The sequence below is a fragment of the Pararhizobium sp. LjRoot255 genome (assembly GCF_964252905.1).
Taxonomy (GTDB): Bacteria; Pseudomonadota; Alphaproteobacteria; order Rhizobiales; family Rhizobiaceae; genus Pararhizobium.
Map to the genome: position 1 here is coordinate 1,960,001 of NZ_CAXUPQ020000001.1, position 15,412 is coordinate 1,975,412.

Below are 15,412 nucleotides of genomic sequence, written 5' to 3' on the forward strand. Positions count from 1 at the left end.
TCGATGGGAACCACGTTAATATTCGTGGGCCTGGTGGTAGTGACGGATTGCTTAACTTGTTCAGCCTTATTGGATTGGCTGGGCGGGGACGCGGTTCCAGGAAATAGCTCCACCGTATAGACCGTACCCGAAACCGACACAGGTGGTCAGGTAGAGTATACCAAGGCGCTTGAGAGAACTATGCTGAAGGAACTCGGCAAATTGCACGCGTAACTTCGGAAGAAGCGTGACCCCATCGCACGCAAGTGTGTTGGGGTGGCACAGACCAGGGGGTAGCGACTGTTTATCAAAAACACAGGGCTCTGCGAAGTTGCAAAACGACGTATAGGGTCTGACGCCTGCCCGGTGCTGGAAGGTTAAGAGGAGAGGTGCAAGCTTTGAATCGAAGCCCCAGTAAACGGCGGCCGTAACTATAACGGTCCTAAGGTAGCGAAATTCCTTGTCGGGTAAGTTCCGACCTGCACGAATGGCGTAACGACTTCCCCGCTGTCTCCAGCATAGACTCAGTGAAATTGAATTCCCCGTGAAGATGCGGGGTTCCTGCGGTCAGACGGAAAGACCCCGTGCACCTTTACTATAGCTTTACACTGGCATTCGTGTCGGCATGTGTAGGATAGGTGGTAGGCTTTGAAGCGGGGACGCCAGTTCTCGTGGAGCCATCCTTGAAATACCACCCTTATCGTCATGGATGTCTAACCGCGGTCCGTTATCCGGATCCGGGACAGTGTATGGTGGGTAGTTTGACTGGGGCGGTCGCCTCCGAAAGAGTAACGGAGGCGCGCGATGGTGGGCTCAGACCGGTCGGAAATCGGTCGTCGAGTGCAATGGCATAAGCCCGCCTGACTGCGAGACTGACAAGTCGAGCAGAGACGAAAGTCGGTCATAGTGATCCGGTGGTCCCGTGTGGAAGGGCCATCGCTCAACGGATAAAAGGTACGCCGGGGATAACAGGCTGATGACCCCCAAGAGTCCATATCGACGGGGTTGTTTGGCACCTCGATGTCGGCTCATCGCATCCTGGGGCTGGAGCAGGTCCCAAGGGTTTGGCTGTTCGCCAATTAAAGCGGTACGTGAGCTGGGTTCAGAACGTCGTGAGACAGTTCGGTCCCTATCTGCCGTGGGTGTAGGAATATTGACAGGATCTGTCCCTAGTACGAGAGGACCGGGATGGACATATCTCTGGTGGACCTGTTGTGGCGCCAGCCGCATAGCAGGGTAGCTATATATGGAATGGATAACCGCTGAAGGCATCTAAGCGGGAAACCAACCTGAAAACGAGTATTCCCTTGAGAACCGTGGAAGACTACCACGTTGATAGGCCGGGTGTGGAAGCGCAGTAATGTGTGAAGCTTACCGGTACTAATCGTTCGATTGGCTTGATTGTTCTCATTGCTAGTGCTCATCGAAGCGCCCAAGGCGCTTCAATGATCCCGAGCTGTTTTGTTTTGTCCTGACGCTGTCGGCCCTTTAGGCCTGCGCTCCGGACGGGCCGGGCAACGTTGCCCGACGGCCCTTGGCCTTGCGGAGCTTTCGCTCCGGATGGGCTCAAAACAGCTCTGAAAAGACGTGTTCAAAAGATAAAAGAGGGTTTCCCTCGCCAGCTTCTCATTTTGGTTTTGCGCTGTCGCCAGCGCAATTCTTGCCCTTAGTTGACCTGGTGGTTATTGCGGGGTGGCTGCACCCGTTCCCATTCCGAACACGGCCGTGAAACGCCCCAGCGCCGATGGTACTCCGTCTCAAGACGCGGGAGAGTAGGTCGCTGCCAGGTCTATTAAAGGCAAGAAACAAACCAAACACAGGCGCCAGAAGCCGCTTTCGACGAGCCGCATGTGAAACAAAAATCTTCTCTTCAATCTCCGGCCCAGCCGAACAACCGGGCCGCCCTCAAGCGGCCTTTTTGCTTCGGTAATATATGCCGGTTAAAACCAACGGCATTTGGTTCGGCCAAATGCCGGATGCGACAAATCCCTCCGGGATTTGCACGGATGCGACAAGTCCTTCGGACTTGCACAGATAACGCGGGGTGGAGCAGCCCGGTAGCTCGTCAGGCTCATAACCTGAAGGCCGCAGGTTCAAATCCTGCCCCCGCAACCAAACCAATCGCAAAAAACCCTTGTGTCCAAAGCACAAGGGTTTTTGCGTTTCTGCGTCACCCAACACCAAGGCGCAAGCCCGCCAAAAACAAAAAGCCCTTGCAACATCCGGCTCCCGGCAAAGGGATAGTCGAGATGTAGTTCGTCGATCCGCCGCATCAGGGCCAGATCGCCGTCAGACACAGGACCGGGCGAATAGACGCTGCTCCGACTGAGGCCGAGAAGCTTCGCCTGGCGAACAACCGACAGCTTATGCGCGCGGTTGATCATTTCTTTCCGCTCAGCAACCCGGCTTTGCCGAGCGCACCGGATAAAAAATCATTCTCAAGCGTCAGTTCTCCGAGGCATGCAGGGTTTTGACATCGACGGTGGGTACCGCCGGTTCCGAATACGTCTGTCGTTCCCTCAAGCAGTTGGTCTTTCCATTGCCTGATTTGTTGACGTGCACGTCGAACTGCTGGAACAACTCAACCAGCGTCTGCTCGCCCCTGATGGCGGCTGCAAGCAAGGTGCCGGCGGTAGAGCGCCCCCATCAGGATTCGCGAGAACATGTCGCGGCCGAGCGAGACGCACAATCTGCCAAAGCCGGCTTCGGATATGAAGGAATCTGCTTTGACAATTCGGATTTCGGTAGAGCTCGTGGTCGAGCGTCGGCCTATGATGGTCGCAGATGAAACCCCGCATCAGTTCAGGACCAGTTCATGTCTCACTTCCGTCCGAAATACATCACCTTCGACTGCTACGGCACGCTGACAAACTTCCAGATGGCAGAAGCCGCGCGCGACCTTTACGGCGAACAGCTCGACGAGCCGCGCATGGTCGAGTTCATCAAGAACTTCGCGGCTTACCGTCTGGACGAAATCATGGGTGATTGGAAACCTTACAACGAGGTGGTTCACAATTCGCTCGAACGGGCCTGCAAGCGCAACGGCATAAAATTCCACGAGCAAGCGGCGCAGATGGTTTATGAACGCGTTCCGACCTGGGGGCCACATCCGGATGTGCCGGCCGGCCTTGCCAAGGTCGCCAAGGAAATCCCGCTGGTCATCCTTTCCAACGCGATGAATTCGCAGATCATGTCGAATGTCGAAAAGCTGGGTGCACCGTTCCATGCCGTCTATACCGCCGAGCAGGCGCAGTCCTACAAACCGCGCTTCAAAGGCTTCGAATACATGCTTGATATGCTGGGCTGTGGCCCGGAGGACATCCTCCACTGCTCGTCCTCCTTCCGCTACGACCTGATGTCGGCGCACGACCTCGGCATCAAGAACAAGGTTTGGGTCAATCGTGGCCACGAGCCGGCGAACCCCTATTACGGTTATGTCGAAATCAGGGATATCTCGGGCCTGCCCGGCGTCGTCGGGCTTTGACGGACACATGGCGATGAAGTTTCAATCCTACTGGCACGACACCGCCCCCGGCTTCGGCGATGCCGCTCAAGGCCCGGTCCAGGGGCATTACGACGTCGCTGTCGTCGGCGGCGGGTTCACCAGGCTTGCAGCCGCGCGCCAGTTGGCCAAGGCCGGGTAAAACTCTTGAACAGCGGGATTGTCCTTCAATCGATCGCTTCTCATGTCCCTATGCATGAAAGGCAACGATCCCCGACAGGCGAGGAGCTTCAAATTGGGTGTTTGTAATGATCTCACCGAGGACGACTTGGGACACCGCGAGGGCTCCCAGGCTCTTGATGCCGGCTCGCCTTTCTCGGCAGCTTCAAGCGAAGCCTATTTTCGAGCTGCCACGGCGATCCTGGCCACGCAGCCGAGCGCGATTGGGGCCGAACGGTCCGCCGAACTTCTAAGGCACCACTATGGCTTAACGGGATCGGTAGCGACGTTATCGTCGGAGGTCGAACGTACGGAGGAGGTAAACCTGTCGGATGGCCGCCGACTGATCCTAAAGACATCGACACGGTCGGAAACGATTGACAGTTTCCGTTTCCAGGCCGCAGCTATTGACGGATTGCAAGGAGCGCCTGGCTTCATCGCGCCTGAAATCCTGCGCACCAGCGGCGACACATTGATGTTTGAGGAAGAAGGTATTTGCGGATACCTGCAGACCCGGATTGAAGGAGTTCCGCTGCACCAAGCGAGCATAACTCCCGACCTGCTTTTCCGGACCGGTAGTGCGCTTGCCCGGTTGAACTTGGCTCTTGGGCTTGTCAACGTGCCCGCGATCCACCGCCCAATTCTTTTGCACGTCGGTTGCTGGCCGAGGCTGATGGAACTAAACGAATATCTGCCGTCCGGGCGAATTGCTGACCACGTACGTGTCGCAATGGACAACTATGTCGAACGCGTTGAACCCCAACTCTCAAATGTGGCATGGCAGGTGACGCATAATGATCCGAGCCCATTTAATATACTGGTGACTGACAATGGAATGGGTTTCATTGACTTTGGCGATGGCTGCTGGAGCCCTAGAATTCAAGACCTCGCGATTGCTGCAAGTCACGTGGTAAAGGACCCGACTACAGCTTTGGGCGGGGCAGAATATCTTATTGCTGGTTATGCCTCGGTCATTCCACTTTCGGCGCTGGAAGCAAGACTGCTTGTCGGACTAATGCGGGCGCGACAAAGCGCACTGATCTTGATCAACTACTGGCGGTCCCACCTTTTCCCTGCCGACGCCCAGTACATCAAAAAGAATGTCCCGCGCGCCGAGCACGGCCTTTCCATTCTTACACCCCTTAGTGTCGATGAGGGCGAGGCGGCAGTCCTCGCGGCGATGTCATCGTTCCACCCGTCATGCAATGCCGGTTCGATCGGACCCTGACACGGTGCCCGAAAAAAGAAGAACCGCGAATTGATCAAGGTACTCTCTCAAGCAGGTTGAAGCCCATGTCCACAGACCTCATGCCAAATCGCTACATACCCGGTGAAGCTGATCTTCCTACGCGCGAGTCCGAGCTTATTGCCCGCCGAAACAACGTTCTTGGAGCTTCCTATCGGCTCCAGTATCGGCGACCGGTCCATTTTCTTCGCGGCGAAGGCATGTGGCTCTACGATCCTGACGGCCGGGCCTACCTTGATTTCTACAACAACGTACCGTCTCTCGGCCACTGCCATCCAGAAGTAAACGCTGCCATGGCTGAGCAGGCAGGCCGGATAAGTGCCAACACGCGCTATCTCGAACCAAAACTTGTCGACTATGCCGAGCGACTAGTCGAAACCTTCCCTCAAGAGCTGGACCGGGTGGTTTTTACTTGCACGGGAAGTGAATCCAACGACTTGGCCCTGCGTATCGCGCGATTGGCAAGCGGCAACGAAGGTGTGATCGTCTCGTCCCATGCGTATCACGGCACCAGCGCGGCCACAGCAACGGTGTCACCCAACCTGGGTGACGCGGTCAAGCTCAGCCCGTTCGTGCGCATGGTGTCTCTACACGGCCCCGCAGGCGTGCCGGAATCGCAAGCTGCGGATTTTTTCGAAACGCAGGTTCGCGCTGCCATTGTAGATCTAAACCGCCGGGGCATTGGCGTTGCCGCCCTCCTCATCGACAGCATTTTCTCCAGCGATGGCGTATGGGTCGATCCCCCAGGCTTCATCGCCGGTGGTGTTGCGGCAGTGCGGGAAGCAGGGGGCCTCGTAATCGCCGACGAAGTTCAACCCGGCTTTGGCCGAACCGGCGCTCATATGTGGGGCTTTGAGCGGCACGGGATAGTTCCGGACCTGGTCACCCTTGGCAAGCCCATGGGCAATGGATTTCCGATTGGCGCTGTTGTTGGGCGGAAATCACCGATGGACCAATTTGGTGCTACAGCTCGATATTCAAACACATTTGCCGGAAACACAGTGGGGATAGCAACGGCGGACGCCGTGCTGACAATTCTCCAGCGCGATCAGATCCCTCAAAACGCGCTTGCCATGAGCGAGCGGCTCCGAGCCGGGCTGGAGAAACTTGCAATCCTGCCCTACGGCATATGCGGCATTCGAAACGCAGGTCTGTTCTTTGGCATCGATCTGGGTCTGGAGGGCGCAACGGCTGCAAGCCGGCAGGCCATGGCTTTGAATGTGGTGAATGCGATGCGCGACGACGGCGTCCTTGTTAGCACGACGGGCGCCAATGAAGACTCGCTTAAGGTGCGCCCTCCGCTCGTTTGCCAAGCAGAGCATGTGGACCAATTTCTTGCAGCCATGGAGCGTGCCCTCATCAAAATCGCAGGCTAGATTCTGGGCGTTGCAAAAACATGCTTGTTGCGCCAGCTGGCTCGGCTGTATTCGCAGCGGCATTTTCGCAGACATGATCCTGGCCGTCCGTTGGTACGGCAAATGCGGCATCAGTTACAGCGCCGCGCGTCTTTTCAGACGCGCAAAGGTCGCTGTAACACTTTGGAATGCTGCATAATTTTACCCTTTAACCGATTCCGATTTAAGGAATTATGCAGGAGCGTGCCGTGGTGGGCAGGCTTGTCGGTACCGCTTTCAGTAAGATGGGTGGGAAAGCTGTGGCCCAGCGTGCGTCGAGCGAGCAGTCTCACTCTACAAGGCGTTTGACGCTTCCATCGACACCATCGAGGCGATCATTGCGGAGGAAGGAATAGACTGTAATTTCCGCCGCGCCGGAAAACTCAAGCTCGCTTCCAAGCCACAGTATTTCGATGCCATCGCCCGCAATTTCGACTCTGTTCATCGAGAGGTTGATCCGGACACAGGTCTTCTCAGTGCAAATGACCTTAAGAGCGAAGTCGGATCGCTATTCCACGCGTGATGCTGTCGAAGAAGAGCGCAATGATGCATATGGGCCGCTATGTCGCCGGCCTCGCAACCGCTGCCGCCCGTCACGACGCGGTCATCTTCGAAAAGGCGGCAGTTACAGCCCACAAAAAAGACAACGGTCGCCATAGCCTGACGACTGCGCGGGGCACCGTCAGTGCGGACCATGTTCTCGTGGCGACCGGCGCGTATACGCCGCCTGTCTTTGGCTATTTCCGGCGGCGCATTGTCTCCGTCGGCAGCTTTCTCATTGCCACCCGCCGCTGACCGATGCCGAAATCGCCATAACGATGCCGGGGAACCGGACGTGCGTCACGTCGATGAACATCGGCAATTATTTCCGGCTGTCGCCAGACAACCGGCTGAACTTCGGCGGCCGGGCCTGGTTTTCTGCTACTTCCGATCAGAGTTCAGACGCAAAGAGCGGCGACATTCTCCGCACGAGCCTACTTGGAATCGTCCCACAACTCTCAAGGGTCGAGATCGACTATTGTTGGGGCGGCCTCGTCGATATGACCAAGGACCGCTATCCGCGCGCCGGCTATGTCGATGGCGTCTGGTATGCCATGGGCTATTCCGGCCATGGCGCACAGTTGTCGACCCATCTCGGCATGATCATCGCCGATGCCATTCTTGGCAAAGCTGATCGCAATCCTCTCAAGGGACTCGACTGGCCGGCCGTTCCCGGACCATTTCGGCAAGCCGTGGTTCCTGCCGCTTGTCGGGCTGTACTATAAGACCCTCGACCGATTTTTCAGTAACCGACGCAGCGACAACGAAAAGGGCGCCGGGATGATCTCTCGGCGCCCTTTTCGTTATTCTTTCCAGTCGGTCAGGCAAGCCCCCCGATGTGCAAGCTCTTCATTTCCAGTAAAAAGGGGTGGCTCTGCAAGGCGAACCATCCTCGCGTTTAGAGTCCGAAAACGCCAGGCAGCTCAGAAACATCGCGTATTTCCGTATACTCGTAGTATGGGTTGGCGGGCTCATGGCCACGATTGACCCAGACCTTGCTCTTGATCCCGAGATCATAGGCAGACATCAGGTCGTGGCGGAAAGACGAGGAAACGTGAGTTATGTCCTCTGGGCCGCATCCCAGCATGTCGAACATATATTCGAACGCTTTGAAGTGTGGCTTATAGGCACCCGCCTGTTCAGCGGTGTAGACGGCATGAAATGGCGCGCCGAGCTTTGCCACGTTCGACGGAATTTGGGCCGTCATGGAGTTCGTGAGGATAACAAGCGGAATTTCCTTGGCCAGTTTAGCCAATCCCTCGGGTACGTCCTGATGCGGTCCCCAGGTCGGGATGCGGTTGTAGATCGTTTCAGCGTCTTCGGCACGGAATGTGACATTGTTGCGGCGGCAGGTGCGCTCCAGTGCGTTGTGAACGACATCTGCATAAGGCTTCCAGTCCTGAGTCACCTCGTCGAGACGATAGCCTTGGAAGTTCTTGATGAATTCGTCCATGCGCGGCCGGTCCAGAAGATGACCGAAGAGATCCCTGGCGGCTTCCGCCATTTGGAAATTTATCAGCGTGCCGTGACAATCAAAAGTCACGTATTTCGGCCGGAAGCGGTTCATGTCCTTGGCTCCTGTCAATTTGACTTATGAGCTGAGGATAGCTGCATGCCTGTGGCAGCATGTGCCGAAGTGCATGGTCATTCGGCAGAAGGCCCCATCCGTTCACCGCAAAACCAGCACGACCTTTTGCACTGCTGCCTCAAACGAGTCTTTCGCACTCCACCCGTCCGAGGAAGCGAGAGGATGGTTGGCACCACCGCCACAATCGTTTGCCGGTCCCCCGCCGCTCTGCTGGCTTTGCTGAATGTTGATCATCACGGCGGCCCCCGGATCGATTTCGACAGCGTAGGCGCATGAGTTACTGACACAAAATGCTCGATGCAAAAGTCAGGCGCACAAGTCTAATTTTCTGGGGAGTCCTGCGAAACGATTTTGGCGTGCAACCATTCCTACACTTTCTACATCTTCTTGAACGATCTCTCGGACTCTGCGGTCAGCCAATCGCACAATGCGGATAGGCCGGGAGAAACAATGATCGACTTCGGATGGATCAGGCCGTAGTCGGTCCCGTCGCGATCAAAGCCGAGTGGTGCTTCCAATCGCCCATTCGCGACGTCATCCGCTGCAATCGCCTGTGGTGCAAGAGCAACGCCAAGACCACCCAGCGCCGCTTCAGCCATCAGGAAATGATGATCCAGCAATCGGGTCGTTCGAGGACGCGGCGCATCCATGTGCTCGTCGAACCACGCTTCCCAAGCATTCGGTCGCGTCCGTGATCCGAGCGCCACATAGTCGCCACTCTCGAACCGCTTGCGCAGGGATGGTAGCATCACCGGACCAACACGCTCGGGCATCAACCTCATGATGGTCCATTCCGGGTCCACCGGAAAATCGAGACGACGGATCGCAAGCGTCACCCGGTCGCGCGCGAAGTCGAGCCCACCGCCGCCGGTCGACAGATGCACCTCGACATCCGGGTATCGATCCTGAAACCCAGACAGGCGCGGAATCAGCCAGCGCATCGCCAGCGAGCGCTCGCAGGACAGGATGATCGGAATGGGCGTCGAGCTGGATCTGATTTCTGCCAAAGTATCAGTAATTAAGCTGAACGCCTTGGCGGTCGCCTCCGCCAGCTTCTCGCCATCGGAGGTCAGGCGAACTCCGCGTCCGTCCGCTTCGAGCAAGCGCAGACCAAGATCGGCGGAAAGTTTTGAGACGCGACGGCTGACTGCACCATGCGTCAGAGCGAGTTCGGCAGCCGCAGCACGCACAGACCCGAGACGTGCTACTGTTTGGAAGGCACGCAGATCGTCGAGAGAAGGTATGTCAGATCGTTTCATTGGTGATTTCATATCACCATTAATCGTCAGATCATATGGATATTCGGTTTTGACCGTTCTGCTATTCTCACCAACATGAAGCAGAACACATCTCTCCTCGTCGGGATAATCGCCGACGACCTGACCAGTGCTACCGACGGCGCGGCGGCCTTTCTCGAGAAAGGCCATGCGCCTCTGATCAAGCGAAATGCCGACGGCCCGGAAATTGGGGCCGTCGTTTCGATCGACACCAACAGCCGCGCCTCTGCCATCCAGCAGGCGACAAAGGCTACGGCCGACGCCGTGTCGGCTCTCTCGAGTGCCCGCCTTCTGTTCAAGACGATCGATTCGACCCTGCGCGGCCACATCCGCTTGGAAGTCGCCGCTGCCTTTCGCGCAAGCGGCCGGAGCAGGCTTGTTATCGCTCCAGCCTTTCCCGAAGCGGGGCGGCTCACCGTCGGCGGTATCCAGACGGTGAACGGCATTCCCGTGAGTCAAAGCGTCTACGGCTGTGATCCAGTCCATCCCGCAGGCACATCGCACATTGCCAATCTGATCGACCCGTCCCTGGGAAGACCGATCATTCTCGCCCAAGACAGTTCCGGCGATGCGGCGACGATCGCATCCATTCTGATCCTCGACGCCGACAGCCAAGATGTACTGAACCGGCAAGTCGCCAGCATCCCCGATCCTGAAACCGTCCTGTGGGTGGGCTCTCCTGGTCTCGCCATCGCGCTGGCATCGCTGGTCCCGGCCGTGCCGGATATACGCCCGGTAACGGGCAAAGCCGCCGGGCGCATGGTGATCGTCGCAGGAAGCGCCAATCCGGTAACGCGCGCCCAATGCGAGATCTTGCGGGCACAAGGCGTTCCCGTCGTCGCCGACCTGGCCGACGCTCCCGGCGATGCCCGTGTGATTTGCCTTCGGGCACCGCTGCAACGGCAGGCGAATGCCAGCGCCGTGATGGCGAACCTCGCCGGACAAGCAGCCGCAGCGGTCGTCCGGCATGACTATGACGCGGTGATCGCCACCGGCGGCGAGACGATGGCGGCGATCCTCGACCGCCTCGGCGTCAGCCGTTTCTTTCTCACCCGCGAGCTCGAGCCCGGCTTTCCGGTCGGCCGCGCCGAACGGGCCGACGGAACGTCACTCACCATCGCCATGAAGGCGGGAGGGTTCGGCTCACCCTCGGCACTCCTTGATGCCGCCCGCGACCTGCTGGCCAAACCGTTTTCACGAAAGGCTCTGATCCATGACCGCCCATGACGCTCCTCTCGCCGTGACCATGGGCGATCCCTCCGGCATCGGCCCCGAGATCATCGCAAAAATGTATCTCCGTCGCCCGGACAAACGGCACTGGATCGTCGTCGGTGATCCGCTGGTGATGAACCACGCCCTTGCCGCGCTGGATGCTGATGTGCGGGTCCGGCCGATCGCTTCCGTCGGTGAGACCGTGCTCGAGGACGGAACGCTCAACGTGCTTTGCTCCTCACAGCTTCGCGTCCTGCCACCGGTCAGCCAGGTTTCCGCCATCGGTGGACGCGCGGCGTTTGACGCCATCGTTGTCGCGATCCGACTGGCGCAGGAGGGTCGCGTAAGCGGCATCGTTACGGCGCCGATCCACAAGGAAGCGCTCGCCGCGGCCGGTCTGCACTATCCCGGCCACACCGAAATTTTGGCCGATCATGGCGGCGCTTCCAAGGTCGCCATGATGCTGGCGAACGAGGATATTCGCACGGTCCTCGTCACCATCCATTGTTCGCTGTCCGAGGCGATCCGCAAAGGCGATTTCGCGGCGCAGATGGACGCGATCCGGCTGGCCCATGCCGGTGCGCAGGCGCTCGGCATCGCCCATCCGCGTGTCGCTGTCGCGGGCCTCAATCCGCATGCCGGCGAAGGCGGTCTCTTCGGAGACGAGGAAATCCGCATCATCCGGCCGGCGATCGAGGCGGCCCGTGACGAAGGTATCGACGCATCCGGCCCATGGCCCGGCGACACCGTGTTCATGCAGGCCCGCAAGGGCCGCTTCGACATCGTGGTCGCGCAGTATCACGACCAGGGCCTCATCCCGGTCAAATACATGGGGCTCGACCATGGCGTGAACGTCACGCTGGGTCTGCCGTTCGTGCGCACCAGCCCCGATCACGGCACCGCCTTCGACATCGCGGGGTCCGGCGTTGCAGACCCTTCCAGCCTTGAGACCGCCTTCGACTATGCCCTTCGGCTGAAGGCTTCCCTCCCGAACCTGAAAGCCGACACCCCATGACACCATTCGACTTCATCTTCATGCTGACACGCAACGACCGCACCGTGGCCGACGCCGCCGTCCACGCCGAAACGGCGCTCCAGGCCGGAATCCGCCACATCGGCTTCAAGGACGTCGGCCTGCCGTTCGACGCGCTCGCCGGCCTCGCCCGCCAGATCCGCGAGGGCGGAGCCAGCACCTATCTCGAAGTCGTATCGCTCGACCGCGACAGCGAGATCCGCTCGGTCAAGGCGGCGATCGACCTTGGCGTCGACTATCTTCTCGGTGGCACCCATGCCGAAGACGTGCTGCCGCTTTTGGAAGGGACGCCCATCCGCTACTATCCGTTTCCGGGCCGCATTCTCGGGCACCCGAGCATTCTCGAAGGCTCGCAGGCCGAGATCGTCAAAAGCGCCGTCGCGCTCGCCAGCTACCCCGGTGTCGCCGGTCTCGACCTTCTCGCCTACCGTTCGGCAGGCAATGTGCCATCTCTCATCGACGCTGTGTGCCGGGCCGTGCCCAAGCCCATTATCGTTGCGGGATCGGTGGACCGGCCGGATCAGATCGAGACTATCCGCAAGAGTGGCGCAGCGGGATTTACCGTCGGTACCTCTGCGCTGGACGGCCGGTTCCCGGCAGAAGGTCCCGCACTGGAATTCCAGCTGCGGGCGATCTCGGCGTGCCTCGAACGACATCAAGAGAGCATGCCGCTGTCGCGCAGTTCCTGATTTTTGGCGGAAGCGAGTTGAACTAAAATCGCTGATAATACCTCCGGCGCCTAGCGAGCGGCCTTGAGCGTTGTCAGCCGGAGGCTCGGCTCAGGGGATTCACGAAAAGACATCCAAATCGATGGGCACGGAGAACCCGGTTTTGACCCGATCCATCACAACCATTGTCTTGAAGGGACATTGCGCAGACCGCTGACGGCGTTGCTCGCTCCGGTTTATGGGAAGCGACGCCCGGCGCCTATCGCTCGATCAAGGGCGGGACCTTCGAGGTTTGTGTTATTCTTTCCGGCGTTTCGGAACTGAGCGAGGACGGCTGCGAACCGCGCCGAATCGTCGCCGGTGACACCTTTGTCATGCATCCGGGCTTCGTGGGGACCTGGAAGGTCATTGAGACCACGCGCAAGCTCTGGATCTGCCGCGACTAAATCATCACCGGCATTACGGTATCCGCTCATGACCCAAGCTCTTCAGCATGCGGTTAAATCAACGCCCTACTGGTGGGACGACTGCATCTTCCCCTCCCTGCCGGTTCGAGAGGTGGGTAAGACCTGCAACGTGGCCATCGTTGGGGGGTGGTATACCGGCCTGTCCGCCGCGATCGAACTGGCGCGGGCAGGCAGACATGTCCAACTCTTTGATCGTCAAGCTTTGGGTCAGGCAGCATCCAGCCGTAACGGTGGGATGGCGAGCGGCAGCATCCGGCCGGGAGCCGCACTCGCAGAATTAATTGACGCAACCAAATTGATCTATATTGACACCAATTGCAAGACCAATTCATATATTGATCGCATGTCAACCCTGATTGGTAGCGAATGGTGCTCAACATGAAACTAACTCCCGCACAAGAAACAAACCCTGTTGCCTTTTCGGACGCGACTGCTGCAGTCCGCGATGCTCCTGCGCAACTGTTCATCGGCGGCGAATGGGTCACTGCAAAAGAAGGCCGGACCTTCGAAGTGGTCGATCCCTCGACCGCGGGTGTAATCGCCACCGTTTGCGATGGCGATATCGCAGATGGAATATCTGCGGTCGACGCGGCGGAAAAGGCATTTGCGGCTTGGAAGACGACCTCTCCGCGGCGTCGATCCGACATTTTGATGAAATGCTTTCACCTTCTGCTCGAACAAGCCGAATGGTTGGCGCAACTGATCACCGTGGAAAACGGCAAGGCACTTCCGGACGCTAGGTCGGAGGTCGCCTACGCGGCCGAGTTTTTCCGCTGGTACGCGGAAGAGGCTGTACGGGCACCCGGAGAATTCGGATCTGCACCTTCAGGCGCGAATCAGATCATCGTGAACCATGAGCCAATTGGTATCGCAGTGTTGGTAACGCCTTGGAACTTCCCGGCAGCAATGGCGACCCGCAAGATGGCTCCCGCATTGGCCGCGGGCTGTACGTGCATCCTGAAGCCCGCAGCGGAGACCCCTCTGACGGCGCTGGCGATTGGCGAAATTATGCGGCAGGCAGGCGTTCCGGCTGGAGTGGTCAACATCGTGACAACGAGGAAAGCCGGCCCCGTAGTCAGCGCCATGCTGCATGACAAGCGGGTACGGAAGCTGTCATTTACCGGCTCGACACGCGTCGGCAGGGCACTGCTGCGCGAGGCTGCCGACCAAGTTATCAGTTGTTCAATGGAACTGGGCGGCAATGCACCCTTTGTTGTATTCGACGATGCCGACCTGGAGACGGCTGTCGCTGGAGCAATGGTTGCCAAGATGCGCAATGGCGGCGAGGCATGTACTGCTGCGAACCGCTTCTATGTCCAGAAGGGGATCCTGGGCAACTTCACGCGGCGGTTTGCGGAAGAGATGGCCGCACTCAAGGTCGGACCAGGACTGGCTCCGGACACTCAGCTTGGGCCACTTATCACCGAGGCCGCCGTCGCCAAGGTGGAACGCCTGGTGGACGACGCCGTTGCCAAGGGAGCCCGCCTGATTACGGGTGGCAGCAGGTTGAACGGCGACGGATTCTACTACCCGCCTACCGTACTGGCCGACGTTTCTCCCGAAGCCGAGATACTTGGCGAAGAAATTTTCGGGCCGGTTGCGCCAGTCGTCGCATTCGAAACTGAGGACGAGGTCGTCCACATGGCCAACGACACCGAATACGGACTGGTGTCGTATGTGTTTAGCGGAGACCTCAAGCGCGCGCTTGCGGTCGCCGGACGGCTGGAAAGTGGCATGGTTGGAATCAACCGCGGCGTTGTCTCCGACGCTGCCGCACCGTTCGGCGGCATGAAGCAGAGCGGTCTGGGCCGCGAGGGAAGCCACCACGGCATGCTCGAATATCTCGAAACAAAATACATCGCGGCAAGCTGGTAGGCACCCCCCGATTCGCGCAGGCGCCTGTCGAGGCCTCGGCAGGAGGTTGGGCCTTGTCACGTGAAGCCGGCTGGCCGCACCGGAAGGAAGACTGGGCCATGATATGGTCGCTGACTGAAGGCCGGGTCACGCACTTGGGCGACAGAGTAGTGGGCGCGGCCTTCATGACCCCCTTCGACGACACGTGCACAGCCGTCAATCTGATTATTTGTCGACCAGAGCTTGCGCGGCCTTGGGCTGGACGACGATTGACCACCGCTGTGACGAGCTCGCCGGGAATCGCGAATGCCGTCTGACAGCGACAGCAGGCGGGTTAGGCCCTGGCCGGCGACGACCCAAATCTCGGTGAGCTTGGTCGGCCGGGGCACATGCGCTTTCCTTTAGGGCTCCGAGGAAAGCCACAGAGGCATTCGGTCGGCAACCGGACCGTTGATGGGGGCCTCCACGCAATCGGCAAGACTGCCAGGACGTA

10 protein-coding genes, 1 tRNA gene, 2 rRNA genes and 4 pseudogenes (1 of these 17 only partly in view) are annotated in these 15,412 nt (G+C 58.8%); 14 read left to right on the top strand and 3 right to left on the bottom strand.

Annotation, left to right across the window (positions count from 1 at the left end):
- The 3 genes from ACSQ2W_RS09510 to ACSQ2W_RS09520 form a co-directional block, all read left to right on the top strand.
- Positions 1-1,384: ribosomal RNA gene (locus ACSQ2W_RS09510) — 23S ribosomal RNA — on the top strand (it extends 1,413 nt beyond the left edge of the window).
- A 269-nt stretch (positions 1,385-1,653) separates the two neighbouring features.
- Positions 1,654-1,768 (top strand): 5S ribosomal RNA (rrf, locus tag ACSQ2W_RS09515).
- A gap of 249 nt (positions 1,769-2,017) precedes the next feature.
- Positions 2,018-2,094 (top strand) — tRNA-Met (locus ACSQ2W_RS09520).
- Between the two features lie 92 nt (positions 2,095-2,186).
- Here ACSQ2W_RS09520 and ACSQ2W_RS09525 read toward each other — a convergent pair.
- Positions 2,187-2,592: pseudogene (locus tag ACSQ2W_RS09525) on the bottom strand (IS3 family transposase); the annotation flags it as partial.
- A 202-nt stretch (positions 2,593-2,794) separates the two neighbouring features.
- On the opposite strand from ACSQ2W_RS09525, the gene ACSQ2W_RS09530 reads away from it, so the two are divergent.
- From ACSQ2W_RS09530 to ACSQ2W_RS09550, 5 genes and pseudogenes are all read left to right on the top strand, one after another.
- Positions 2,795-3,463: a haloacid dehalogenase type II gene (locus ACSQ2W_RS09530; RefSeq protein ID WP_436086029.1), complete on the top strand. Its 669-nt coding sequence runs from the start codon at positions 2,795-2,797 to the stop codon at positions 3,461-3,463.
- A gap of 13 nt (positions 3,464-3,476) precedes the next feature.
- Positions 3,477-3,620 (top strand): annotated as a pseudogene (locus ACSQ2W_RS09535) (FAD-dependent oxidoreductase); the annotation flags it as partial.
- 57 nt (positions 3,621-3,677) lie between these two features.
- Positions 3,678-4,868, top strand: coding sequence for a phosphotransferase enzyme family protein (locus ACSQ2W_RS09540; protein ID WP_436086030.1), 1,191 nt, complete (start codon positions 3,678-3,680; stop codon positions 4,866-4,868).
- Positions 4,869-4,933: 65 nt separating this feature from the next.
- The gene (locus ACSQ2W_RS09545; protein ID WP_436086031.1) at positions 4,934-6,262 is read left to right on the top strand and encodes an aspartate aminotransferase family protein; all 1,329 of its coding nucleotides are present in this window, start codon (positions 4,934-4,936) and stop codon (positions 6,260-6,262) included.
- 292 nt (positions 6,263-6,554) lie between these two features.
- Positions 6,555-7,561, top strand: a pseudogene (locus tag ACSQ2W_RS09550) (NAD(P)/FAD-dependent oxidoreductase); the annotation flags it as partial.
- Between the two features lie 157 nt (positions 7,562-7,718).
- Here ACSQ2W_RS09550 and ACSQ2W_RS09555 read toward each other — a convergent pair.
- Complete coding sequence (locus ACSQ2W_RS09555) at positions 7,719-8,387, bottom strand: haloacid dehalogenase type II (protein WP_436086032.1); 669 nt, start codon at positions 8,385-8,387, stop codon at positions 7,719-7,721.
- 398 nt (positions 8,388-8,785) lie between these two features.
- The gene (locus ACSQ2W_RS09560; protein ID WP_436086033.1) at positions 8,786-9,835 is read right to left on the bottom strand and encodes a LysR family transcriptional regulator; all 1,050 of its coding nucleotides are present in this window, start codon (positions 9,833-9,835) and stop codon (positions 8,786-8,788) included.
- On the opposite strand from ACSQ2W_RS09560, the gene ACSQ2W_RS09565 reads away from it, so the two are divergent.
- The 6 genes and pseudogenes from ACSQ2W_RS09565 (at position 9,743) to ACSQ2W_RS09590 (ending at position 14,940) form a co-directional block, all read left to right on the top strand.
- The gene (locus ACSQ2W_RS09565) at positions 9,743-10,912 is read left to right on the top strand and encodes a four-carbon acid sugar kinase family protein (protein WP_436086034.1); all 1,170 of its coding nucleotides are present in this window, start codon (positions 9,743-9,745) and stop codon (positions 10,910-10,912) included. The genes ACSQ2W_RS09560 and ACSQ2W_RS09565 overlap by 93 nt on opposite strands.
- Positions 10,899-11,912, top strand: coding sequence for a 4-hydroxythreonine-4-phosphate dehydrogenase PdxA (pdxA, locus tag ACSQ2W_RS09570; RefSeq protein WP_436086035.1), 1,014 nt, complete (start codon positions 10,899-10,901; stop codon positions 11,910-11,912). Before ACSQ2W_RS09565 ends, pdxA begins: the two co-directional genes overlap by 14 nt.
- A complete protein-coding gene (locus tag ACSQ2W_RS09575) occupies positions 11,909-12,619 on the top strand; it encodes a 4-hydroxythreonine-4-phosphate dehydrogenase (RefSeq protein ID WP_436086036.1) in 711 nt (236 codons plus the stop codon). The genes pdxA and ACSQ2W_RS09575 overlap by 4 nt, the downstream gene beginning before the upstream one ends.
- A gap of 176 nt (positions 12,620-12,795) precedes the next feature.
- Positions 12,796-13,044: pseudogene (locus ACSQ2W_RS09580) on the top strand (cupin domain-containing protein); the annotation flags it as partial.
- Between the two features lie 28 nt (positions 13,045-13,072).
- Positions 13,073-13,447, top strand: a complete 375-nt coding sequence (locus ACSQ2W_RS09585; protein WP_436086037.1) for an FAD-dependent oxidoreductase — start codon at positions 13,073-13,075, stop codon at positions 13,445-13,447.
- Positions 13,432-14,940 carry an NAD-dependent succinate-semialdehyde dehydrogenase gene (locus ACSQ2W_RS09590; protein WP_436086038.1) on the top strand — a complete coding sequence of 503 codons (1,509 nt, stop codon included), beginning with the start codon at positions 13,432-13,434 and terminating at the stop codon, positions 14,938-14,940. Before ACSQ2W_RS09585 ends, ACSQ2W_RS09590 begins: the two co-directional genes overlap by 16 nt.
- Positions 14,941-15,412: the final 472 nt, after the last annotated feature.

Excerpts from the sequence above, each read along its gene's own strand:
- ACSQ2W_RS09530 (WP_436086029.1), top strand. The coding sequence starts at position 2,795 with ATGTCTCACTTCCGTCCGAAATACATCACCTTCGACTGCTACGGCACG.
- ACSQ2W_RS09540 (WP_436086030.1), top strand. The coding sequence starts at position 3,678 with ATGAAAGGCAACGATCCCCGACAGGCGAGGAGCTTCAAATTGGGTGTT.
- ACSQ2W_RS09545 (WP_436086031.1), top strand. The coding sequence starts at position 4,934 with ATGTCCACAGACCTCATGCCAAATCGCTACATACCCGGTGAAGCTGAT.
- ACSQ2W_RS09555 (WP_436086032.1), bottom strand. The coding sequence starts at position 8,387 with ATGAACCGCTTCCGGCCGAAATACGTGACTTTTGATTGTCACGGCACG.
- ACSQ2W_RS09565 (WP_436086034.1), top strand. The coding sequence starts at position 9,743 with ATGAAGCAGAACACATCTCTCCTCGTCGGGATAATCGCCGACGACCTG.
- ACSQ2W_RS09560 (WP_436086033.1), bottom strand. The coding sequence starts at position 9,835 with ATGGCCTTTCTCGAGAAAGGCCGCCGCGCCGTCGGTAGCACTGGTCAG.
- pdxA (WP_436086035.1), top strand. The coding sequence starts at position 10,899 with ATGACCGCCCATGACGCTCCTCTCGCCGTGACCATGGGCGATCCCTCC.
- ACSQ2W_RS09575 (WP_436086036.1), top strand. The coding sequence starts at position 11,909 with ATGACACCATTCGACTTCATCTTCATGCTGACACGCAACGACCGCACC.
- ACSQ2W_RS09585 (WP_436086037.1), top strand. The coding sequence starts at position 13,073 with ATGACCCAAGCTCTTCAGCATGCGGTTAAATCAACGCCCTACTGGTGG.
- ACSQ2W_RS09590 (WP_436086038.1), top strand. The coding sequence starts at position 13,432 with ATGGTGCTCAACATGAAACTAACTCCCGCACAAGAAACAAACCCTGTT.